This is a genomic window from Schaalia georgiae DSM 6843, assembly GCF_000429245.1.
GTDB lineage: Bacteria > Actinomycetota > Actinomycetes > Actinomycetales > Actinomycetaceae > Pauljensenia > Pauljensenia georgiae.
Genome location: NZ_AUBM01000009.1, coordinates 136,688 through 159,538, shown reverse-complemented (window position 1 = coordinate 159,538; position 22,851 = coordinate 136,688). Strand labels below are relative to the sequence as shown.

Annotated in this window: 18 protein-coding genes; 11 read left to right on the top strand and 7 right to left on the bottom strand. The window is 70.7% G+C overall.

The features are described from left to right. Positions 1-420: 420 nt before the first annotated feature. The 3 genes from G447_RS0105235 to G447_RS0105225 are packed head-to-tail and all read right to left on the bottom strand — an operon-like array spanning position 421 to position 3,026. Positions 421-918 carry a low molecular weight protein-tyrosine-phosphatase gene (locus tag G447_RS0105235; RefSeq protein WP_026430305.1) on the bottom strand — a complete coding sequence of 166 codons (498 nt, stop codon included), beginning with the start codon at positions 916-918 and terminating at the stop codon, positions 421-423. A gap of 13 nt (positions 919-931) precedes the next feature. After that, positions 932-1,687, bottom strand: a complete 756-nt coding sequence (gene mtnN, locus G447_RS0105230; RefSeq protein WP_026430304.1) for a 5'-methylthioadenosine/S-adenosylhomocysteine nucleosidase — start codon at positions 1,685-1,687, stop codon at positions 932-934. 52 nt (positions 1,688-1,739) lie between these two features. After that, on the bottom strand, positions 1,740-3,026 hold the full coding sequence (locus G447_RS0105225; protein WP_026430303.1) for a hypothetical protein: 1,287 nt from the start codon (positions 3,024-3,026) through the stop codon (positions 1,740-1,742). A gap of 109 nt (positions 3,027-3,135) precedes the next feature. On the opposite strand from G447_RS0105225, the gene G447_RS0105220 reads away from it, so the two are divergent. The 10 genes from G447_RS0105220 to G447_RS0105170 all read left to right on the top strand — a co-directional run bounded on the left by G447_RS0105220 (position 3,136) and on the right by G447_RS0105170 (position 17,255). Then, on the top strand, positions 3,136-4,800 hold the full coding sequence (locus G447_RS0105220; RefSeq protein ID WP_026430302.1) for an L-serine ammonia-lyase, iron-sulfur-dependent, subunit alpha: 1,665 nt from the start codon (positions 3,136-3,138) through the stop codon (positions 4,798-4,800). A 1,454-nt stretch (positions 4,801-6,254) separates the two neighbouring features. Continuing rightward, positions 6,255-6,506, top strand: coding sequence for a glutaredoxin-like protein NrdH (nrdH, locus tag G447_RS0105215; RefSeq protein WP_005870597.1), 252 nt, complete (start codon positions 6,255-6,257; stop codon positions 6,504-6,506). Between the two features lie 153 nt (positions 6,507-6,659). Beyond that, a complete protein-coding gene (nrdI, locus tag G447_RS0105210) occupies positions 6,660-7,076 on the top strand; it encodes a class Ib ribonucleoside-diphosphate reductase assembly flavoprotein NrdI (protein ID WP_026430301.1) in 417 nt (138 codons plus the stop codon). After that, complete coding sequence (nrdE, locus tag G447_RS0105205; protein WP_026430300.1) at positions 7,046-9,202, top strand: class 1b ribonucleoside-diphosphate reductase subunit alpha; 2,157 nt, start codon at positions 7,046-7,048, stop codon at positions 9,200-9,202. The genes nrdI and nrdE overlap by 31 nt, the downstream gene beginning before the upstream one ends. Before the next feature lie 185 nt (positions 9,203-9,387). Further along, a complete protein-coding gene (locus G447_RS0105200) occupies positions 9,388-9,900 on the top strand; it encodes a 4-hydroxybenzoate polyprenyltransferase (protein WP_243442309.1) in 513 nt (170 codons plus the stop codon). A gap of 37 nt (positions 9,901-9,937) precedes the next feature. Further along, positions 9,938-11,791 (top strand): P-loop domain-containing protein, encoded by a 1,854-nt coding sequence (locus G447_RS0105195; RefSeq protein ID WP_026430298.1) that lies wholly within the window; start codon positions 9,938-9,940, stop codon positions 11,789-11,791. A 272-nt stretch (positions 11,792-12,063) separates the two neighbouring features. Beyond that, complete coding sequence (locus G447_RS0105185; RefSeq protein ID WP_026430297.1) at positions 12,064-12,780, top strand: ABC transporter ATP-binding protein; 717 nt, start codon at positions 12,064-12,066, stop codon at positions 12,778-12,780. A 16-nt stretch (positions 12,781-12,796) separates the two neighbouring features. Beyond that, positions 12,797-15,337, top strand: a complete 2,541-nt coding sequence (locus tag G447_RS0105180) for an ABC transporter permease (RefSeq protein ID WP_026430296.1) — start codon at positions 12,797-12,799, stop codon at positions 15,335-15,337. Between the two features lie 245 nt (positions 15,338-15,582). Continuing rightward, on the top strand, positions 15,583-16,335 hold the full coding sequence (locus G447_RS0105175; protein WP_005870589.1) for a response regulator transcription factor: 753 nt from the start codon (positions 15,583-15,585) through the stop codon (positions 16,333-16,335). Beyond that, a complete protein-coding gene (locus G447_RS0105170) occupies positions 16,332-17,255 on the top strand; it encodes a sensor histidine kinase (RefSeq protein WP_026430295.1) in 924 nt (307 codons plus the stop codon). The genes G447_RS0105175 and G447_RS0105170 overlap by 4 nt, the downstream gene beginning before the upstream one ends. Positions 17,256-17,304: 49 nt before the next feature. Here G447_RS0105170 and G447_RS0105165 read toward each other — a convergent pair whose 3' ends face one another. The 4 genes from G447_RS0105165 to G447_RS0105150 form a co-directional block, all read right to left on the bottom strand. Continuing rightward, positions 17,305-17,826, bottom strand: coding sequence for an OmpA family protein (locus G447_RS0105165; RefSeq protein WP_026430294.1), 522 nt, complete (start codon positions 17,824-17,826; stop codon positions 17,305-17,307). 5 nt (positions 17,827-17,831) lie between these two features. Then, complete coding sequence (locus G447_RS0105160; RefSeq protein ID WP_026430293.1) at positions 17,832-18,437, bottom strand: hypothetical protein; 606 nt, start codon at positions 18,435-18,437, stop codon at positions 17,832-17,834. Positions 18,438-18,619: 182 nt separating this feature from the next. Next, on the bottom strand, positions 18,620-19,501 hold the full coding sequence (locus G447_RS0105155) for a patatin-like phospholipase family protein (RefSeq protein WP_051025745.1): 882 nt from the start codon (positions 19,499-19,501) through the stop codon (positions 18,620-18,622). 184 nt (positions 19,502-19,685) lie between these two features. Further along, entirely contained in the window at positions 19,686-20,237 is a 552-nt protein-coding gene (locus G447_RS0105150) for a GtrA family protein (protein WP_026430291.1), read from the bottom strand. A gap of 233 nt (positions 20,238-20,470) precedes the next feature. On the opposite strand from G447_RS0105150, the gene G447_RS0105145 reads away from it, so the two are divergent. Beyond that, a complete protein-coding gene (locus G447_RS0105145; protein ID WP_026430290.1) occupies positions 20,471-22,786 on the top strand; it encodes a S9 family peptidase in 2,316 nt (771 codons plus the stop codon). Positions 22,787-22,851: the final 65 nt, after the last annotated feature.

Genomic DNA, 22,851 nt, shown 5'->3' with positions numbered 1-22,851 from the left:
CCACTTAGCCTGCGGTTCCACTACTTAGCGCGCCGCTGCGCCACTTAGGCCCAAGTGAACCCTGGTTATCCCGGCGTGTCGGGAGCCTAAGTGGTGCGGGCAATGCCTAAGTGGTGCAGGCGCGGGGTATGTTGTGCGAGTCGTTCAAGCCGGTGGCCGGTGCCGACTGTGCGGGCCGCGCCTTGGTGCCGGGCGGGGCCTTTGGTCCGCCGACTGGTTGCCTGGTCGGCTCGTCAGGGGCCGTGGCCCTGGCATGGCGGGCGCGCGGCCGGGCGCAGCCTAGACTGTGCTGCACAGCACATAGGAATGGGGCGAAGGCGGCCAAAAATGCGGATGCGGTCGCCCCCGCCGGGAGTGGGCCTTGTCGGGAGCGCGATACCCCAAAGGCCCCACCCACACCCACCAAGAACACACCACGCCCTAGGGGCGCACGTAGTCGACCAGCGCCGGTGTGGAGCGCTCGATGACGACCAGGGCGTCCACGAAATCCCCGTAGTCCCCGTACCAGGGGTCGGGCAGGTCCTTGTCCCGGCCGGGCCCTTCGGGCAAGTGAGCGCACCGGGGGTCGAAGTCGCGGAACATGCGGATCTCCGGTGTCCTCCCGCCGGAACGGGCGTGGTCGCGCAGCCGGGACAGCGCCGCGTAGTGCGCCGATGTCATGGCCAAGACCAGGTCCCAGTCGGCCAGCTCGTCTGCGCGCACCTGCCTGGCGCGGTGGTCGGGGACGCCGTGCCCGTGGGCACGCAGTACGCGGGCGGCACGGGGGTCGATGGGGTTGCCGTGCTCCTCGTCGGACACGCCCGCGGAGTCCACGCGGACGGCGCCGGAGAGTCCGGCGGCCGCCACGGCCTCGTCGAGCACCTGGTGGGCCATCGTCGACCGGCAGATGTTGCCGGTGCACACCATGAGAACGCGCATCACACCCGCCTCCTCACAGAAGTGCCAGGTAGGCGCGGACGGCCTCGGCGCTGTGAGCGGCCGCGCGCCCGGCGTCCATGTGGAAGGCCTGGCCGGCGCCCGGGCCGCACAGGTCGGACACCGCGCGCAGAGAGATCCAATCGACACCGCAGCTCCACGCGACCTGGGCGATCGCGCACGTCTCCATGTCCGCGCCCATGGCGTCGGGGAAGCGCTGGCGCATCGGCTCGGCCACTTCCTCGGTGCAGAAGGAGTCCGATGAGACAACCCCCCCAACCCGCACCGGGTGCGCGACGAGGCCGGCCAGGTCCGCGCACCTGGCGGCAGCGCGCTCGGAGGAGGAGTAGTCAACGGGCATCTGGGGGACCTGTCCCGGCGCGTAGCCGAAGGCCGTGGCGTCGGCCTGCCCGTAGACGGCGCTCACCCCGGCTGCGATGTCCCCGACGTTGATGTCGCTCGCGAGGCCGCCCGTGGTCCCTGCGGCGATCACGATCGGCGCGTCGACGAGCACCAGCGCCCGCGCAGCGGCCGCCGCGGCGTTCGCCTGACCGATCCCGGAGGTGACGACCAGGACCGTGCGCCCGTCGATGAGGCCGAGGGCGAAGCGCTGCACGTGGTGCCCGTGGGCGCCCGCGTGGACCGCGCGGGGCGTCTCCTCGTCACCCACGGGCTCGAGGACGTGGAGCAGCGGCGCGGCCTCCATGTCCATGGCGCACTGGATGACGGCGTCGGCACGGCCGCGCCCGGGGAAACTCAGGTTCTCGCTCATGGGCCCAGTCTACGGGGCAGGGAACGCCGAGGCGCCCCTGGACCCTCTCCCGTCAAGCGGGCTGCGCCCCGGGGGCGTCCCACCGCCCCGACCGGATGATCGCGTCGCACTGGGCGACGACCTCGTCACGCGAGTCCGCGCCGGGCCTGGTGAACACGACCCGCGCCGCGGAGGCGGGGTCGCCCGGCACCTCGATCCAATAGTCGATGAGGAGCATCTCCTGCTCGGGAGCCGCGCCCCCGCGCCGGGCGGCGGGCCTCACGCGGACGGAGCGCAGGAGCCGGCGCGCCCGCGTCTCGATGATCGCGATCTCGTCGTCATCGTCGGCTGTTTCCCCGAGGAAGTCGCGCACGTGGACCAGCGGCCCATCGGCGGTCCTCGGAAGGGCGAGCCAGTAGTTGACGAGGGTCAGCGTCGGTTCCCTGCTCTTCGTCGAGTTCATGAGAACGGCGAACTCCACGCCCCCGCTGGACTTGGCCTGGAGGCAGGTGCGCTGGAGCCAGCCGCGTGTGCGCTCCCGCAGCCACCCCATCGTGGTCGGCCATTGCCGCGTCTGCTCGGCGATGAGGCCGTCCACACTGGTCTTGAGCGCCTCCGCGCCCACTGTGAGGTCGACGCGCACCCAGTCGTCGGACAGGTCGAGCACGAACCCGGTGGGAGGCGCGCCCTCCTCCGATGCGGCGCCGGCCCCCCAGGCGGAGTCCTCCTCCCGCCGGTCCGTGCGGCGCGGCGGGGGCATTGTGGCGAAGTACTGGGGCAGGCTGGCCGGGAACTCGATCGGTCGGAGGCAGGAGGCGGGGTCCACGGTGACGAAGAGGATCCGCTCGGAGTGCTCGTCGAGGAACCTGATGACGCTGGCCCCGTGCCTGATGATGAACAGCGGCCCGGCCTGCTGGAGGTCGGCGTGGACGGCCGCAGAGGTGGAGTAGACGCTGAGCCGCAGGAAGTCCTCGTCTTCCCTGCGGTGGGCGACCAGGCGGAGGCGCCCGTAGTCGTCGAAGGCGACGGGCAGGGCGACCGGGTTCTCGGCCAGGGCCCTGACGGTGGCGTTGAAGTCGTCCGTCACTTCCGCCAGTTCCTGGGAGCCGAACCCCTCCGAAGGGAGCACGGGGACCACCCGGTGGTCGCCCACGCGCGTGCCCCCGCCGCCGGGCACCCCACTGTGCGCCAGGGAGAACACCGTGCCCTGGTCGGCGTCCTCGTCCCCCCAGGCGCTCTTCCAGTCGAGGGGCGCCTCCGGTGGTGCCCCTGTGAGCGCGTCGGCCCGGAACCCGGCGCCCCCGGGCAGGTGCACGTAGAGGACGCGCTCGGGGGCGGCGGGGCTGTTCGCGTCATCCATGGGACCACCTTACGTTCGGGGCAGCCCGGGCGCATCCCTTCCGGGGCCTCCGACGCCCGTCCAGCGGAGGCGTGGCCCCGCCCCCACCGCCTCCGGCACAATAGTGGTCATGGACCCGCACCCCGTCCCCCTCGACTCCCCCCTCGGCCAGTACCGCGCGGGCCGCCCCACGGCGGCCGCCATCGTATCGGGCGAGATCCCCGCCACCGACGCGCCCCACCCCCTGTCCGTCTTCGACATGTTCCGCATCGGCATCGGCCCTTCCTCCTCCCACACAGTCGGCCCCATGCGCGCGGGACTGGCCTTCACCACGGAGTTGGCCGCCCTCGCCCAACCCGCCCGGATCGCCGTCGACCTCTACGGGTCCCTGGGGGCAACCGGGCGCGGCCACTCCACCGACCGGGCGGTCCTGCTCGGCCTGGCCGGTCACGACCCCGAGACCGTCGCCATCGACGTCGTCGACGCCCTGCTGCCCGCCCTGGCCGCCACCGGCTCCCTCACCCTGCCCGGCGGCACGGCGGTCCCCCTCGACCTGGCCGCCGACGTGCGGTTCGCCCCCCGCACGGTCCTGCCCTACCACGTCAACGCCCTCACGATCACCGCCTCGGACCACTGCGGCCGGACCGTCCTGCAACGCACCTACTACTCCGTCGGGGGCGGATTCGTCATGGTGCAGACCAACGACGACGCCTCGGATCCTCAGGTCGCGTCTCTGGCCACCAGCCAGTCCGGCGTCGGCATTGACGTGCCCGCGCCGCACCCCTTCGCCACTGCGGCCCAGCTGCTCGCCGCCTGCGCAGAAACCGGCCTGTCGATCGCCGAACTGGTCCGCGCCAACGAGGAGGCCATGCGTCCCCGCGCCACCGTCGACGCCCACCTGGACCGTATCGCGAACACCATGTTCGACTGCGTGGACGCCGGGACCAGCGCCCAGGGGATCCTCCCCGGCGGCCTCGACGTGCCGCGCCGGGCCAGGGCGCTCGCCGCCAAGCTCGCCCAGCGCTCCGGCTCGCGCGTCGCCGACGGCCCGAGGCCGTGGGTGTCCACGCCCGCCGACCCCATGCGCGCCATGGACTGGGTGAACCTCTTCGCCCTCGCGGTCAACGAGGAGAACGCCGCGGGCCACCGCGTCGTCACCGCCCCCACCAACGGGGCGGCCGGCGTCATCCCCGCGGTCCTGGGCTACCTGGTCACTCACTGCCCCGAGGCGGGAGCCTCCCCGGGCGCGGGCCCCGACACCAGCGACAGCGCCCGCGCGCCACTGTCACGAGTCCGACTGGCCCCCATCGCCGAGGCGGAGTCCGGACCATCGGCCGCCCGGGCGCGCGACAGGCGCGCCACCGCCCACTCCTTCCTGCTGGCCGCGACCGCCATCGGTGCCCTCATTAAGACCAACGCCTCCATCGCGGGGGCCGAGGTCGGCTGCCAGGGCGAGGTCGGCTCCGCCTCGGCGATGGCCGCCGCGGGCCTCGCCCAAGCGCTGGGTGGCAGCCCCGAGCAGGTCGAGAATGCCGCCGAGATCGCCATGGAGCACTCGCTGGGGCTGACTTGCGACCCCGTCGGCGGCCTCGTGCAGGTCCCCTGCATCGAGCGCAACGCCATCGCCGCCGTCAAGGCCATCAACGCCGCGCGCATGGCCCTGTGGGGGGACGGGCGGCACACGGTCTCCCTGGACGCGGTCATCGAGACCATGCGCCAGACCGGCAACGACATGCTCTCGAAGTACAAGGAGACCTCCGAGGGCGGCCTGGCCGTCAACGTTGTGGAGTGCTAGAACCGCGGCTCGGGGGAACAGTTGGTCGGGACGCAAGCAGTCGGTCGGACGACCATGGCGGAGTCGCGTAAACGGCCGGGACACGAGCAGCCAGTCGGAAGACCATAGCCGAGTCGCACAATCGGAAAGTGGCCACTCAGAGGAGCGCCCGATCGGCTCCCTCCTGGCGGAGTTGCGTTTCACGAAGCGGGCCGGTTGGGCGGGCACTCGGGTCACTTTGCAAGCGAAGTGGAGTTTTCAAAGGGATACCACGCTTTGCAAGTGTTATAACGCTTGCAAAGCGTGGTAGCGCTGTAAAAGCGGAGGTATCGCTGTGAGAACAGCCCACCGCACGCCCCTCCAAGTGAGGCAGGCCACCGACCACCGGAGGTGTCGCTGTGAGAACAGCCCACTGCGCGCCCCGCGTCGCCCGGCGGGGTGCATTGGGGCAGGAAACCACCTACTGGGGCAGGTTAACCCCCATTGGGGCAGGTTATTAACCTGCCCCAATGCACCGTAACCTACCCCAATGCGGGCGCGCGCCCGCCTGCGGCGCTTTCGGTGCTCCGGTTTCTGCGGGCTTCGCCGGGAATCCGGGTGGCGGTGGGCGCGGGTGGTCCGAAACGCGTCTGGGTTTCGCTGTTTTCGGCGGGCTCCGCGCGGGGGTGGTCCAAAATGCGTCTGGGTTTGATGGTTTTGGCCGGATTCGGGTGGATTCGGTGAGACTCAGACGCTTTTTGGACCAAATGCCCGCCAAGCCCCCGTTCCCGCCCGAGACTCAGACGCATTTCGGACCACCGAACCACTGAGGCACCGGGCCACTGGGCGTATGAGGGCGCGACGTCGTTTGGCGGGGGCGGGGAGGCGGCTGACGGGTGCCGGGGGGACGGGATTGGAACCACCACCGCACACAGAAGCCAGCCTTACCGGGCGGGTGACGGGGACAGGGTTGAGGCCAACGCCGCACGCGGAAGGCGACCACCACCCCTACATCTAGGGAGCCCATGCGCCACCACCCCTAGATGCAGTGTTCCGGAGCCCGCAACACGCCAAGAAACACTAGTGATGAGCATTACATTCCATCGCATGAAGACAGGGTTTCCACAGGGTGTTCACACAGCACCACACCCACTCCACAATCCCCATGCACCACACCAGCACCACCCATATCCACCGCACGACCCTTGGTACCATGCGCCCCAGCCCTCCCCCACCCGATCCGCGCCCGCCCCATCCCCAGTCCTGGGCACACCCCCCATCAACACCCCGCCCACACCCCTGTCCACAGACCACGTCGCGAACACTACATATAGGGGTCGCACACGGATGCCACCACGAGGTGTAGTGTTGTGCTCGAACACGGGGCACCGGGCCGCGAACGCGCCGGAGCCCAGCACCACCCACGCGACGCAGTGAGCGCCCGTGGCGCGCGGGAACCCGCGCGGACCGCACACGATTCCACCGAGGAGCCCCCGATGACGATCACCGTCTACTCCAAGCCCCGCTGCCCCCAGTGCGACGCGACCTACCGCGCGCTCGACAAGCAGGGCGTCGACTACACGACGATCGACGTCACCGAGGACGCGGCCTCCCTGGACTACATCAAGGGACTCGGCTACCAGCAGGCGCCCGTCGTCATCGCCGGGGAAGACCACTGGTCCGGGTTCCGGCCCGACCGCATCAAGGCCGCAGCGGCCCTGGCGGCCCCCCTGGCCCTGCAGGCCTGAGCACAGGTCCCGACCCCCATGGGCCGGGGCCTCTTCGCGCCGCGCGGACCCGCGGCAGCGCCCGCCGCCATCCAGCTCCAGCATCCCCGCCGCTATCCAGCGGCAACGCCCCCGCCGCCGTCCAGCGCCCGCAGCCGCAACGGAAGGACACGCATGAGCATCGTCGTCTACTTCTCATCGGCGACGGGCAACACCCGCCGTTTCGTCGAGAAACTCGGCCTCCCGGCTGCGCGGATCCCCCTGCGGCCCAAAGATCCGCACCTCAATGTCGATGACGACTACGTCCTCGTCGTCCCCACCTACGGCGGCGGCAATACCAGAGGCGCCGTCCCCAAGCAGGTCATCAGATTCCTCAACGACCCGACCAACCGCGCCCACTGCAAAGGTGTGATCTCTTCCGGCAACACGAACTTCGGCCGCGCCTACTGCCTGGCGGGAGACATCATCGCCGCTAAGCTGGGAGTCCCGCACATGTACAAGTTCGAGCTACTCGGCACCCCCGAGGACGTCTCCAGAGTTCGCGAAGGACTGGAAAAGTTTTGGCAGAAAACTTCACCGACACAGGCGTAGAGGAGTCCCCCTCGCCCGAGCTGGACTACCACGCGCTCAACGCCCAGCTCAACCTCTACGACGCCGACGGCAGGATCCAGTTCGACGCCGACCGCGCTGCGGCCCGCCAGTACTTCCTCCAGCACGTCAACCAGAACACGGTGTTCTTCCACGACCTGGAGGAGAAACTGGAGTACCTGGTAGACGAGGGCTACTACGAGAAACACGTCCTGGACCAGTACGCGATGGAGGACATCAAGGCCCTCTACAAGCAGGCCTACGCCCACAAGTTCCGCTTCCCCACTTTCCTGGGCGCCTTCAAGTACTACACGTCGTACACGCTCAAGACCTTCGACGGCAAGCGCTACCTGGAGCGCTTCGAGGACCGCGTGGTGATGGTGTCGATGTACCTGGCGCGCGGCGACGTGGACCTGGCCGCCAGTTTCGTCGATGAGATCATGACCGGGCGCTTCCAGCCCGCCACCCCCACCTTCCTCAACGCGGGCAAAGCGGCGCGCGGCGAGCTGGTCAGCTGCTTCCTGCTGCGCGTCGAGGACAATATGGAGTCCATCGCGCGCGGCATCAACTCGGCGCTGCAGCTGTCCAAGCGCGGCGGCGGCGTCGCCCTGCAGCTGACGAACCTGCGCGAGGCCGGGGCGCCCATCAAGAAGATCCAGAACCAGTCCAGCGGCGTCGTCCCGGTTATGAAGCTGCTCGAGGACTCCTTCTCCTACGCGAACCAGCTGGGCGCGCGCCAGGGAGCGGGCGCCGTGTACCTGCACGCCCACCACCCCGACATCATGGCGTTCTTGGACACCAAGCGCGAGAACGCGGACGAGAAGATCCGCATCAAGACCCTGTCCCTGGGCGTCGTCATCCCGGACATCACCTTCGAGCTGGCGCGCAAGAACGAGGACATGTACCTGTTCAGCCCCTACGACGTGGAGCGCGTGTACGGGGTGCCCTTCTCCGAGATCCCGGTGACGGAGAAGTACCACGAGATGGTGGACGACGGCCGCATCCACAAGAAGAAGGTCAACGCCCGCCGGTTCTTCCAGACACTGGCCGAGATCCAGTTCGAGTCGGGCTACCCGTACATCGTCTTCGAGGACACAGTGAACCGCGCGAACCCCATCAAGGGGCGCGTCACCATGTCGAACCTGTGCTCGGAGATCCTGCAGGTCTCCGAGGCCTCCACCTACAACGAGGACCTGTCCTACGCGCACGTGGGCAAGGACATCTCCTGCAACCTCGGGTCGCTGAACATCGCCAAGACCATGGACTCCCCGGACTTCTCCAAAACGATCGAGACGGCCATCCGGGGGCTGACGGCCGTGTCGGACCTGTCGGACATCGGCGCGGTCCCGTCGATCGCCCGCGGCAACGCGATGAGCCACGCCATCGGCCTGGGGCAGATGAACCTGCACGGCTACCTGGCCCGCGAGCACGTGCACTACGGGAGCGAGGAAGCCCTCGACTTCACGAACATGTACTTCATGACGGTGCTCTTCGAGGCGGTCAAAGCCTCGTGCGCGATCGCCCGCGAGCGCGGGGAGCGCTTCGAGGGGTTCGAGGACTCGTCGTACGCCTCCGGCGAGTTCTTCCGCAAGTACATCGACGAGGCGTGGGAGCCGACCACGGATAAGTGCCGCGAGTTGCTGGCCGCCTCGTCCATCCGGGTCCCCACGCGGGACGACTGGAGGGCACTGGCTGCGGACGTGGCACGCTACGGCATGTACAACCAGAACCTGCAGGCGGTTCCCCCGACGGGCTCGATCTCCTACATCAACAACTCGACCTCGTCGATCCACCCGATCGTCTCCCGCGTGGAGATCCGCAAGGAGGGCAAGATCGGCCGCGTCTACTACCCGGCGCCGTACATGACGAACGAGAACCTGGAGTACTACCGGGACGCCTACGAGATCGGCCCGGAGAAGATCATCGACACCTACGCGGTGGCCACCCAGCACGTCGACCAGGGCCTTTCGCTCACCCTGTTCTATCCGGACACGGTGACGACGCGTGACCTGAACAGGTCCTACATCTACGCGTGGAGGAAGGGGATCAAGACCCTGTACTACATGCGCCTGCGCCAGATGGCCCTGGAGGGAACGGCGGTCGAGGGCTGCGTGTCCTGCATGCTGTGACCCTCCGGCCGTCGCGTCGCCCGGCAGCGACCACATTACTTATCTAGTAAATGCGCGTTCGCGATCTCACGCGTATGGACGCCGCGCCCCGCGTCGCACTATGATCCTTCCAGAACCACGTCGCCGGGCCCCGCAGGGGGTCGGCTCCCATCCCCGTGGTCGTGGAACTCGACCGAGAGACGAAAATGAGCGATCCCTACAACCCTTACGCGCAACCGCAACAGCCCACCGGCCCGTCCTACACGCCCGACCCGGGTTACGGCCAGCCCGGTTACGGCCAGCCCCAGCCCGGTTATGGCCAGCCCCAGCCCGGTTACGGCCAGCCCGGTTACGGCCAGCCGCAGCCCATGTACGGCCAGCCCCTAGCGTCCTTCGGACCCGAGTACGAGCTGCGGTCCAAGGCCGGCACGGTCTTCGGCCTCGGCCTCGCGTCCCTGATCTGCGCCTTCTGCAACTTCATCCCCTACCTCAGCTGGCTGTTCCTCTTCGCCTCCGTCGGCATGGGGATCGCCGCCTGGGTCATGGGCCAGAGCCTGCAGACCCAAGCGACCTCCATGGGGATCCCCGCCACATCGATCCCCAACGCGGGAACCGGGAAAATCCTGGGGATCGTCGGCCTCGGCGTCGACGTCGTGGCAGTGGTGCTGTGGGTCCTGGTCCTCATCGGGATCTGGGGCAGCTGGGGCCGCTTCTTCTAAGCGGCCGACAACGCCCCGCAGGCGCTAACCTGAGAGTATGAGCCTGCGCACCGGAACCGACCGCGACCTCCTGGACGAACTGTCCCGCATGGACGGGCGCCCCTACGGGGCATACCGCTCCCTGGCGGGGACATGGGACTACGGGGACTTCACGATCGCGATCGACCGGGTCCAGTCGGACCCCTACGCGCCGCCGTCGGTGCTGCGCGCGTGGACGACGCCGTCGGGCATGGGCCTGCCGGGCGAGGCTCTCGCCTCGTCCAAGGCCCGCCTGGCGGCCGCCGACTACCTGGCCCGCGTTTTCTACGACGCCGCCCACGCCCGCGCCGGCCGCGACGTCCAGATTCCACGCCCCCGCCAAGAGGTGCTCCAGCGCTCTTACGCCGTCGTGCTCCCCGACAGGGTCGAGGTGCGCTTCCAGGTGCGCCTCCCCGCCAGGGGGCGCACTATCCTCGGGCGCACTGCGGCCCGCCTCTTCGACGTCGACGTGCCGAACATCATCATGGACTGCTTCGACTTCGTGACCGACGACGAGGCGACGAACACGAAGCGCCGCGGCCTGCTCACCCACATCGCGGCTTACGAGGACTACTGCGCCCTGCGCGGGGCCCTCGACGACAACGGGTGGATGGCCTTCGTCGCCGACGGCGCGGTGCTGGCCCGCCGCTCCGGCGTCTCCCAACTGCCCCTCGCCGACGCAGTCCCCTTCATCTCGCCCGCCGCGCTGCGCGCCTCGGTCGTCCTGCCCCACGCGGGCACGGTCACAGGACTGGCCATCCCCCCAGGGATCACCCTGATCGCCGGGGGCGGCTACCACGGCAAATCGACACTGCTGTCCGCCATCGCCCGCGGCGTCTACGCGCACATCCCCGGCGACGGCAGGGAATTGGTCGCGACCACACCGAACGCCATGAAGATCCGGGCAGCCGACGGGCGCTCCATCACCGACGTGGACATCTCCCCCTTCATCGGCGACCTTCCCGGCGGCGCGGACACCACCGCCTTCTCCACTGCGAACGCCTCGGGCTCCACATCCCAGGCGGCCGCCATCAGCGAAGCAGTGGAACTCGGCTCCCCGCTGCTGCTGATCGACGAGGACACCTCCGCGACGAACCTGCTGATCCGGGACGCGCGCATGCGTTCCCTGGTCGCCCACGAGCCCATCACGCCCCTGGTTGATCGAGCGCGCGGCCTCGCCGAGGGGGGGACCTCCCTCATCATGGTGGTCGGCGGCTCCGGCGACTACCTGGACGTGGCCGACCGCGTCCTCCTCATGGACGAGTACCTCTGCCACGACGCCACGGCGCGGGCGCGCGCCATCGTGGCCGAGCAGCCCCGGCCCCTGCCCGGCGATGACGGCGGCGCCCCCGTGGACGGGACGGCCGCCCCCGCCCCGGACGAGGGGGCTGATGGCACTGCGGGCGCGTCCGCGGTCCCGGCGCCTGGCCAAGACGCCAACAGCACGACTGCGCAGGCCGCTCGGAGTGCTCCCACGGAACCCGGGCAGACCGCCGCTCCCTCGGGCGCGGACGCTGGCGCCATCGGGCGCTCCTGGCCGGCGGACCGCGTCCCCGCGCGCAAACCCGCAGTGGACCGCCCCAAGACGAAGGCACTCGACTCCGGGTTCCTCATCGACCGGCAGACGGTCGACCTGTCCGACGTGGAGCAGATCGTCGACCAGGGCCAGACCGAGGCCGTCGCGTGGTTGGTGCGCGGCGCCCTGGAGCACTTCGCCGGGCGCGCACCCCTCCGCGACGTGCTGGCGCGCCTGGAGCGCCAGCTCAACTCGGAGGGCCTCGACACGATCACTAAGTTCGGCGCGCGACCGGGTTTCGTCGCCCGGCCCCGCATGATCGACGTGGGCGCCGCCATCAACCGCTACCGCTGGTAGGGTCGGCGCCCCGCCCGAGCGAGCCGCCCCCGTCAGGGCCCTCCGCACCGCTGGCCCCGCCCGAGCGAGCCGCCTCCCGCGCTGCGTGGCGCGCTCGTCCAGGCGGCCGGTCCCCGCTCGTCCGCGCTGCGGTCCCCCTCCCCGCGCCCCGATCCGCGCTCGCCCGGGCGGCCACTGGGGTCCACCCCCTCCGCGCGCCCAGGGTGCGATCAGGGTTCTTCCAGGGTGGACGCCCATAGACCCCACCTCGGCGGCCCGCCACCATAGTGTGTATGGAAAACAACATCGTCCACCTCGAGCACGTGTCCAAGATCTACGGCAGCGGAGACACGGAGGTCCGCGCACTCGACGACGTGACCGTCGACTTCGGCGAAGCCGAGTTCACGGCCATCATGGGGCCATCCGGCTCCGGCAAGTCCACCATGATGCACATCCTGTCCGGCCTGGACACGGCGACCTCGGGAGCGGTCTTCGTCGGCGGGCGCAATATCTCGATCCTGCGCGACACGGAGCTGACGCGGCTGCGCCGCGACCGGATCGGCTTCATCTTCCAGTCCTTCAACCTGGTGCCCACGCTGGACGCCCGCTCCAACATCGTTCTGCCCATGCAACTGGCCGGCCGCAAGCCCGACAAGGACTGGTTCGACCTGATCGTCACCTCCCTGGGGATCGGGGACCGCCTCGGCCACCGCCCCTCCGAGATGTCCGGCGGCCAGCAGCAGCGCGTCGCCGTCGCCCGCGCCCTCATGAGCCGCCCCACCGTCATCGTCGCCGACGAGCCCACCGGCAACCTCGACTCCCACTCCTCCGCCGAAGTCCTCGACCTGCTGCGCCGTGCGGTGGACGAACTGGACCAGTCCGTCATCATGGTCACCCACGACACCGGGGCCGCCGAACACGCCGACCGGGTCCTCGTGTGCCGCGACGGGCGCATCGTCGCCGACCTGCGCGGAGCCGACCAGGACGCCCTGGCCGCCGCCCTGCGCTGACACCCAGGAGCCCGCAATGACCACGAACACCATGCTCGTGCGCGCCAACCTGCGCGCCCACGGCCGCCGCTTCATCTCCACCGGCCTGGCCGTCGCCATCTCCACCGCTTTCATCGCGATCACCATGGTCGTCATGGGCGGCCTCGTCTCCCAACTCGGAGCCGGGGTCACCGACAGGTACACCAACGTCACCACCGTCGTCTCCTTCAACTCCAACCAGGCCGGAGGGGCCTCCCTGTCCGACCTCACCGACCAGGCGCGCACCAGGCTCCACGCCATCCCCGGGGTGCGGGCCGTCGGCACCTACGCCCAGTGGCCCGCCGAGGCCCAGGCGAACGGCGCCCGCACCACCGTCTTCGTCGCCCCCCTCATGGACGAGCCCCTGCGCAGACCGGCCCTCGACTCGGGCGACTACCCCACAGGGCCCGGCCAGCTCCTCCTTCCCGACTCCACCGCCGCCCTCCTGGGCGTCAAAGCGGGCGACACCGTGAGCACCCGCCCCCAGTTCGACGAGCTCACCGCCCAGGACCTCACCGTCACCGGCGTCTCCTCCTCCCCCTCGCTGAGTACCGGCATGGCCACCGCTTACACGACCGAAGCGGGGTTCACCGCCCTCATGGGCTCGGCGCCCTCGGGCACGCTCATGGTCGCCACGAACGAGGCGGGAGACGACAACGGGAACCCGCCGGCCGCGGAGCAGGAGCGCTGGGCCTCCACCATCACTGACTCCCTCAGCGGCCTCGACGGCGTCAAGGCCACCACGGCGAAGGCAGCGATGGAATCCGACCTGGAACAGGCCCACCTCGGCGGCGCGGCCATGACCGCGATGCTCATGATCTTCCCCGCAGTGGCGGCCCTGGTCGCCTCGATCGTCGTCTCCTCGACCTTCCGGGTGGTCCTGCAGCAGCGCAGGCGCGAACTCGCACTGCTGCGCACCCTGGGCGCCACCCGCAGGCAGGTCCGCCGCCTCGTGACCCTGGAGGCGCTGGCCATCGGCGCCATCTCCTCCCTGATCGGCACGGCAACGGGCACATTGCTCGGGGCGGGCGCCCTGACCCTCGTGGACCACAGCACCAGTTACGCCGGGGCCCTGGCGGCCACCGACTACACCCAGCTCGCCCTCGTGTGGGCGGTGGCCACCATCTTCACTGCCGCTGTCGGCCTCTTCCCCGCGCTGTCCGCCTCGCGAGTGCCGCCGATCGCCGCGCTCGCGCCCGTCAACGAGGCGGGGGCCGGGGCGCGCAAGTCCCACACCGTGCGCCTCGTCATCGGCGCGCTGATCGCCGTGGGCGCCCTGGCGGGCGTCTGGGCGGCCTCGGGCACCGCCGACACCACCACCCGATTCCTCGCCATGTTCGGCCTGTCCCTGCTGGCCTTCTTCGGCCTGATCCTGGCGTTCTCCGTGGTCCTGCCGCCCCTGACGCGCCTGCTGGGGGCCGCGTGGCCGGGAATGCTCGCCCGCATGGCCCGTGAGAACACGATGCGCAACCCGGGGCGCACCTCGGCGACCGGCAGCGCCATCGTCATCGGCGTGGCCCTGGTGGTCACCATGATGGTCGGGGCCGCCTCCCTGCGCGAGACGCTGACGACGGCGGTCGATGACGCGAGGCCCTTCGACCTGGGCATCGCCTCCAACTCGGGCGGCCCCCTGGCACAGGACGTCGAGGCGAAGGTCGCCGCGACGAACGGCGTCGCCGCCACGGTCCCCGAGTACGCGGCATCCGGGTCCGCCACCCTCCCCGACGGCTCCCCCGCCCTCGCGTCCTCCTCGGCCCCGGGCTCCGCCGACGCCCAACTGGTCGGGCAACCCGACTACACGGCCGTGGCCCACTCCCACGTGGAGCAACTGGACGACCAGAGCGCCCGGGTCGGTGTCGCGGGCCTGGACGGCACGCGTCTCACCGTGTGCGGATCAGCGGGATCCTGCCTGTCCCTCACCGCCTCGTACAGCGACAAGGCCGACCCCGACCAGGTCATGGTCTCCGCCTCGAACCTGGCTGCGATCGCCCCCGACCGCTCCCTGGTGCTGGTCATCGCGAAGCTCTCCGACGGCGCCGACGCGCAGGAGGTGCAAAGCGCCCTGCTCACGCTCGACCCGACCCTGAGGGTGGACGGCAGCGCCCTGGAGCGCCAGATGTACATGCGGGTCATCGACCAGGTCCTCATGGCGGTCGTCGCCCTGCTGGGGGTGTCCGTCGTCGTCTCCCTGGTGGGCGTGGCCAACACCCTGTCCCTGTCCGTCGTCGAGCGCACGCGCGAGAACGGCCTGCTGCGGGCACTGGGCCTGACCAAGCGCCAGATGAAGCGGCTGCTCGCGCTGGAGGCGCTGTGCCTGTCGGTGACGGGGGCGCTGGTCGGCCTGGGCATAGGCGTGCTCTTCGGGTGGTTGGGCCTGCTGTCCATCCCCCTCAGCGACGCCACCCCCGTCCTGGTGGTCCCGTGGGCGCAGATCGGCGCTGTCCTGGTCATCGCGGTGCTCAGCGCCCTGGTGGCGTCGTGGCTGCCCGGAAGGCGGGCCGCTCGCGTGAGCCCGGCGGAGGCTCTCGCCACCGAGTAGCCGCCCGCGACCGGACGGGCACGTTGGGCCGCGCGTTGGGGGACTGCCCCGGCGCGCGGCCCAGTCCGCTGCGGGCTCTCCGGATAACGCGCGGGGACGAGCACCCGGCAACGGGCTGGACCTGTCGGCCCGCAGCGGACCTGCGTGGACAAGCAGCGGGCGCGTCGCCTACCCTGAAAAACGGCGCGCCCGTCTGCCGTCGTCGACGCGCACCTGATCGGAACCGGAACCCGAGGAGAACAGCCGTGACAACGCGCACCGGGACGCCTCCCCCAGCGGAGCCCGCAGGAGGCGCGACGGCCACCGTCCTGCTGGTCGACGACGAGGCGGCGATCATCGACGGCCTCGCGCCCTTCCTGCGCCGCTCGGGGTTCGCAGTCCACACCGCCCGCGACGGCGAGGAGGGACTGGCCGCCCACAGCAGGCTCCACCCCGACATCGTCGTCTCCGACATCATGATGCCCCACATGGATGGGCGCGAGATGGTGCGCCGCATCCGCGCGGGCGGCACGTGGACCCCCGTCATCCTCCTCACGCAGATCGACACCTCCTTCGAGCGCTCAGCCGCACTGGACGAGGGCGCCGACGACTACCTGTCCAAACCCTTCGACCCCCAGGAGCTGGTCTCGCGCATCCGCGCCGTGCTGCGCCGCTCCCTGCACACGCCGCGCCCCCTGTCGGCCGCCGAGCGCGTCACGAGCGGCGACCTGGTGCTCGACCGCCTCGCCAGGCGCGCCTTCCTGGCCGATAGGGAACTCGAGCTGACCCCCAAGGCGATGGGGCTCCTGGACTACCTGATGACGCACCCCGGCGAGCTCCACACCCGTGAGCGCCTGCTGTCGGTGCTGTGGGGGATCGACTTCGCCTCGTCCACGCGCGCGGTCGACCACCGGATCCGCGAGATCCGGGCGGCCCTGGGCGAGGATCCCGCCGACCCGGTGTTCATCGAGACTGTTCCCTCCGTGGGGTACCGCTTCATCGGAAAGGTCGGACAATGAGGAACCGGATCCTGCTGTGCTTGGCGCCCGCCGCCCTCGCCATCCCCTGCGCCCTGGTGTGGTGGTTTATCGGCTCGGGTCTGGAGGTGTGGGCGTCCGTGCCCCTGCACACCGTCCTGGCAATCGTCGGTGTCCTGGTGTCGGCCGTGGCAGTGGGGATGGTGCTCGTCTCCTCCGCTCTCTCGCAGGCGCGCCTGGCTGGGATCGCCGAGACGGACGCGCGCCGCGACCTCGAGCACAGGCAGTTCCTGGCGCGCCTGGACCACGAGTTGAAGAACCCCCTGACGGCGATCCTTGCGGCCACCGCCCCGGGTGAGGACGAGGCGTCGGCACTGGTGGCGGCGCAGGCCCGGCGGATGGGCGTGCTCGTGACGGATCTGCGCAAGCTGGCCGACCTGTCGTCGGCGCCCCTGGAGCGCGAGCTGGTGGACCTGGAGGAGGCGGCGCGCGACGCGGTGGAGGCGGCGCGCTCCAGCGTGGGGGACTCGCGGAGCTTCACCCTGGTGTTCCCGACCGCTCCGTGGCCGCTGCCGCGCGTCGTCGGGGACGCGGACCTGCTGTACTCCGCCATCCAGAACGTCGTGTTCAACGCGGTGAAGTACTCGAGCGAGGGTGACAGCATCGAGGTGCGCGCCAGCCAGTCGGAAAGCAGCGTGAGCATCGAGGTGGCCGACACGGGGATCGGGATCCCCGTGTCGGAGCGCCAGAGTGTGTGGGCGGAGCTGGCGCGCGGGTCGAACGCGGCCGGGCGCTCCGGGTCGGGACTCGGCCTGCCGCTCGTGCGCCTCGTCATCGAGAGGCACGGCGGGAACGTGCGCCTCACATCGCGCGAAGGCGTGGGCACCAGCGTCGTCCTCACCCTGCCGCTGCCCGCCGAGGCGGGCGCCGCGTCGACGAGGATTCCCCCGCCCCCGCAGTGAACACCCCGCCCCCACCAGTGCGTGCTGGTGGGGGCGGGGTGCGGCGGTCTCACTTCTGCGCGCGGATCTCAACGCGCCGGTTCTGAAAACGCCCCTCGTCGGTCGCGTTGTCGCCGATGGGATCGGCCTCGCCCTTCCCATCGGTCGTGATCGACAGGCCGGAGACCTTGCCCTTCAGGTAGTCGCCCACGGCCTTCGCCCGCCGCTTCGACAGGTCGAGGTTGTAGGCGTCGTCGGCCACCGAGTCCGTGTACCCCGTCACGGTGACCGTGGAGGGCTTGGCCTTGGACCAATCGGCCGCCAGGGAGTCGAGGATCTCCTTGGCCCTGGCCGTGAGCTGGTCGGAGTCGACCTCGAAGTTCACATCCCCCGACAGGGTCGTGACCGTGGCATTCTTCTGCTCCGCCGTCGACACCGCACCGTCGATGGCACCAACCGAGTAGATCACTTCAACAGGGTCGGGGTATACGACCTGTGGTTTGTCCTCCGCACGGGCGGGACTCACGCCGAGGGCAACGACGAGCGCGAGAGCCGCGGTACCGACCCATCCGATTCTCTTCACCGCGATCATGGCTCTCACTCCCTCGTCACCGGAACGTTCTCAAAGGGCTTGCCGACGCCTTTGATCTCCACATCGACCGTGGTGAGATCCCCAGGAAGCCCCTTATACGTGGTGTACACCGTCCGGCTGTCTCCTTCGTCTATACCGCCCTTCTGGTAGCCACTGCAGATGCAGGTTCCGTCCTCGGCCTTCCCCGGCGAGTAGACGAGGTGCCGCGAATAGTCAATGAGCTTCACCTCTTTGGTGAGCATGTCCTCTCCCCCAAAGGGTCCCATCCACGAGACATACGTTTTCCCTCCTTTATTGGTGAAGGTCATGGTCAGGGTCGTCACGTCATCCTTGACGACCACCGAGTTGATGTCGACCTGGTAGCTATGACTATTGCTGACCTTTCCTTCCCAGGTGCTCAGAACCTGGGAGGAACGCGCCCTGGGGTTGCCACTCGCCTGCGATGAGGGGTCCGCCGTCCCGCTCGATTCAGAGGCCGCCGGGGAGGGGTTGGACCCCTCGGCGCCCAAGCCGATCCGGCAGGCGCTCATTGCGAACGCCAGGGGGAGCGCGGTCAGGGCCGCGAGCGCCCTGCGCGCCGTTCCGCTCCGTTGTGCCTTCATGTCGATCATCCTCCGGTGTTGTTCCGTTGTGCTCACTCCGGCGCTCCGTGCGCCGATGTGTGAACTCTAACGGGGGCGTTTGACCATATGGTCGCAGGCGTGTCGCAATCCCGCGACACCAAGTACCAGGGCGGGACCGCGGCGGGAGCACCTGGAACGCGCGGCACGACGCAGCGGACGCCGGGCGGGGCCTACATGCCCAGGAACGCCTTGATCGCCGGCATCTCCCTGCGGATCTGCACCAGGCCCGCGCGGTAGGTGGCCTCCAGGCGCTCGCGGTGGGACTCCGTGTTCGTGATCCACAGGTTGTCGGGGCAGAACACGTAGGCGCGGCCCCGCTCCTCCAAGCCGAAGAGGCAGCGGCGGCCCGCGTTGTAACGGGAGGCGCGCAGGGCGACTCCCTGGTGGACGCTGGGGAAACGGCGGTACGCCATGCGCAGCAGTGCGCTCACACTGGGCGTGAGCGGGGGCTTGACGTAGTCGCGGGGGCGTGTGAGGACCACCAGCAGTTTGCGGTAGCCGTCGCGTAGGGGCGCGTCGAAGGGCAGCCCGCCGTTGGGGCCGAGCGCACCGTCCACGTAGGTGTCCCCTTCGATGATGGTGGGGGGCATGAGGATCGGCAGGGTCGACGAGGCGCGGATCACCGGGCCCAGGGTGTCCAGGGTGGAGATCTCGTCCTTGGTGAACCACCGCACCTCCCCCCGCGAAGCGTTGAAGGCGGCGACGTTCGTGCGCGCGGGGTTGCGCAGGAAGGCCCCCAGGTCGAAGGGCATCGCGCCGTCGGGGTAGCAGATGCGCTCATAGATGTACTCGGCGTTGAAGTAGCCCTGGCCCCGCCGGAAGTGTCCCACACCCCCGAACTCGGGGTCGTCGACGAGGTCCACGAAGGTCGAGTGGGAGCGGGCGGCGTCCCTGGACACGAAGTTGCACAGGTGGGAGGCCCCCGCGGACACGCCGGACACGTGGGGGAAGTTGATGCCCTCGGCGATGAGCTCGCTCACCACGGCCGCCGTGTAGGCGTTGCGCATACCGCCGCCCTCGAAGACGATCGCCGTGTCGTCGATGGTCGTCATTGTGGCGATCGAATCGGCGGGCGCGGGGAAGGGGTCGCCAGTGGGGACGGCCCCCTCGGGGCCGTGGGGCACAACGGACCGCTCGTCACTCATACTCCGAGCCTAGGGCCTGGCGCGCAGACGGGTGGAGCCGGATCGGACGAATGAAGCGTCCCCCACATCATGGCGAAGGGGATCGGCCCGCTCAGCGCTCCCCGGTGAACACGACGTAGTGGTAGAAGAAGAAGCGGAAGGCCGTGCCCAGGGCGAATCCCACGACGTAGACCGCGACGTTGTCCGCCAGCGCCGAGGCCAGCCCGAGGATGTGGTGCGCGAAGAGCAGGCAGAACTGGCTGATGCCGATCCCGCAGGCGTTGGCGAAGAAGAAGAGCAGGGCCTCGCGGGAGGCGCAGGCCCTTGTGCGCCCGCGGTAGGTCCACAGGCGGTTGGCGACCCACGCGTACAGGGTCGCGGTGGCGGCGGCGCAGAACTGCGCGGTGTTGGGGTGCCCGGCCAGGAGCCCCAGCGGCCCGTGCTGCAGCAGGTTGAACAGCCCCCAGTCGACGACGAAGGCCGTTGCCCCGACCATGCCGAACTGGATGAACTCGCGGATCCAGGCGACCAGTCGGCCTTTGAGGGAGGCGCGGACCGGAGCGGGCGCCCCTGGGGACCGCCCCGCCCGGTCGGGCCCCCCGGTGGGGGCGGTGGAGCACGGGATCGTGCTCCCGCGCCTGGGCGTTCCTTCAATCACGCCCATCAGGATAGCCTCAGCGGCCCGCCGGCCTCCACGGGAGGGAGCGCCGGGGCGGGCCCAGCACTGCCCCGGGCACGGGGCGCGCGGCGTCGGGGGGAACGCTGGGCGACCGCCCGGTCCGGCGCCGTGCGCCCGCGTAAGAACCGGGCCCACCCCCATGAGTGACGACGCGCAGACGAGCAGCCCCGCGCGCCCGCGCGAGGAGCGCGAGGCCGCGGCGCCCCTATGATTGGGGCATGAGACCGCCCATCGCCCCCAAACGTTATGGCTTCCGCGTCCGGGACACCCACGGCCAGCACTTCGACGACCCGTGGGACTGGCTGCGCGACGCCGACGACCCGGAGGTGATCGCGCTCCTGGAGGCCGAGAACGCCTGGGCGGACTCCGTCACCTCCGCGACGCGGCCCCTGGCCGAGGCGATCGTGGGCGAGGTCCGCGGCCACACCGCGCTCACCGACGCCTCCGTGCCCGTGCGCCACGCAGACCACTGGTACTTCAGCCGCACCCACGAGGACAGCGACTACGCGACGCACCACCGGGTGCCGGCCTCGTCGGACGCGGACGCCCCTCCCCTTCCCGAACCGGGGCGCCCCCTGCCCGGCGAGCAGTTGCTCATCGACGAGAACCGGGAGGCCGCCAGGCACGAGTTCTTCCGCCTGGCCGACCTGGTCCCCAGCCCCGACGGGCGCCTCATCGCCTCGGCGCGCGACACCCGCGGGGACGAGCGGTACACGTGGGTCGTCCAGGACGCGGCGACGGGCGAGGTCGTGGACAGGGCCGTGGTGGGCGCGGGCTACGGCCTCGCCTGGTCCGCGGACTCGCGCTGGTTCGTCTACACGGGCCTGGACGAGGCGTGGCGCTCGTGCGAGGTGTGGGCGCACCGCGTGGGGACCGGCGCCCCGCAGGACCTCCTGCTGCTGGCCGAACCGGACGGGGCCTTCGACCTGGTCATCGCCCCCTCCGGGTTCCCCGGGCACGTCATCATCCACTCGGCCGCGTCGACGACCGGGGGCGCGTGGCTGTGGCTGCCCGACCACCCCACGCGCCTGCCGATCCCACTGGTGGGCGCAGCCCCCGGCGCGCTGATCGGCGCCGAGTCCGCCGGGGACCACCTGCTCGTCGTCCACACCGCGACCAGCGCGGAGGGCGAGCTGGCGGCCGCGCCCCTGCCCCCGGACGGGGCGCTCGCCTCGTTGGCCCCCGAGGCGGGGCCGGGCCGCTCCCGCGCCGCACTGGGCGCCCGGGACCCCGGTTCCCAGCCCGGGGGCGCGCCGGACCTGGAGCCCATCGCGCCCCCGTCGACGTGGGTGGCGCTGCGCGGCGCCAGAGCGGGTGAGCGCATCGCGCACGTGGAGGCGCACGCCTCGTTCCTGGCGCTCACAATGCGCTCGGGGTCGCTCACCCAGGTGGAGGTGCGCCTGCGCCGGTCCGGGGCGCCGCGCGCCGAGCGCGCCAGCGGGACGGGCCGCGCGCGATGGGGGGCGGATGGAGCTGCGCTGCGGGGCGCGTGGGAGGACGCGGGCCGCTTCGTCGACGCCCCCGGCCCCGTCCGCACGCTCTCGGCGGAGGAGGGCCGCTACTGGGACACAGTGCTCCGAGTGGAGTACCAATCCCTGGTGGTCCCTCCCACGACGGCTCTGGTGGAGCCCGCCTCTGGGGCGGTCACGCCGATCAAGACGCAGGACGCGCCCGGATGGGACCCCCACGAGTTCGTCGAGGAGCGCGTGTGGGTGGCGGCCCGCGACGGGGCGACGCGCATCCCCGTCACCCTGGTCCGCCACCGCGACGCGCGCCCCGACGGGACGAACCCGGGCTGGCTGACGGGATACGGCGCCTACGAGGTGTCCTACGACCCCGAGTTCGACACCCTGCGCCTGCCGCTCCTGCGGCGCTGCGTCTTCGCGATCGCCCACGTGCGCGGCGGCGGCGAGATGGGGCGCGCCTGGTACGAGGACGGAAAGGGGCTGGCCAAGGAGCACACGTTCACCGACTTCATCGACGTGGCCGAGTGGCTGGCCTCGTCGGGGTGGGTGGACCCGGCCCGTCTGGTCGCCGAGGGGCGCAGCGCGGGCGGCCTCCTCATGGGCGCCGTCGTCAACAAGGCGCCCGACCGGTTCCGGGCGGTGCTGGCGGGGGTGCCCTTCATCGATGCCCTCACCACCATCCTCGACCCGTCACTGCCGCTGACCGTCGGCGAGTGGCAGGAGTGGGGCGATCCCATCACGGATCCCGCCGTCTTCGCGGCGATGCGCGCCTACACCCCCTACGAGAACGTTCCCGAGGGGGTGGCGCTGCCCGCCGTCATGGCGACGACGTCCCTCAATGACACGCGCGTCGAGTTCGTCGAGCCCGCCAAATGGGTGCAGCGCCTGCGCGAGGCGTCGGGCGCGGCCGGGCGCGGCGACGAGGGAGGGCCCGCCGGGGAGCGCCCGGTCGTCCTGCGCACCGAGATGGTCGCGGGGCACGGCGGCCCGTCGGGGCGCGAGGGGCGCTGGGCGGCGCGGGCCGAGGAGTTCGCCTTCGCCCTGGGCCAGGTGGGCGTGGCGCAGTAGGCGCCGCAGTGCGGGCCCGGGCGCTAAGGCCGCTGGCCCCCGCTGCTCCCCGGGCGGCCGCCCGG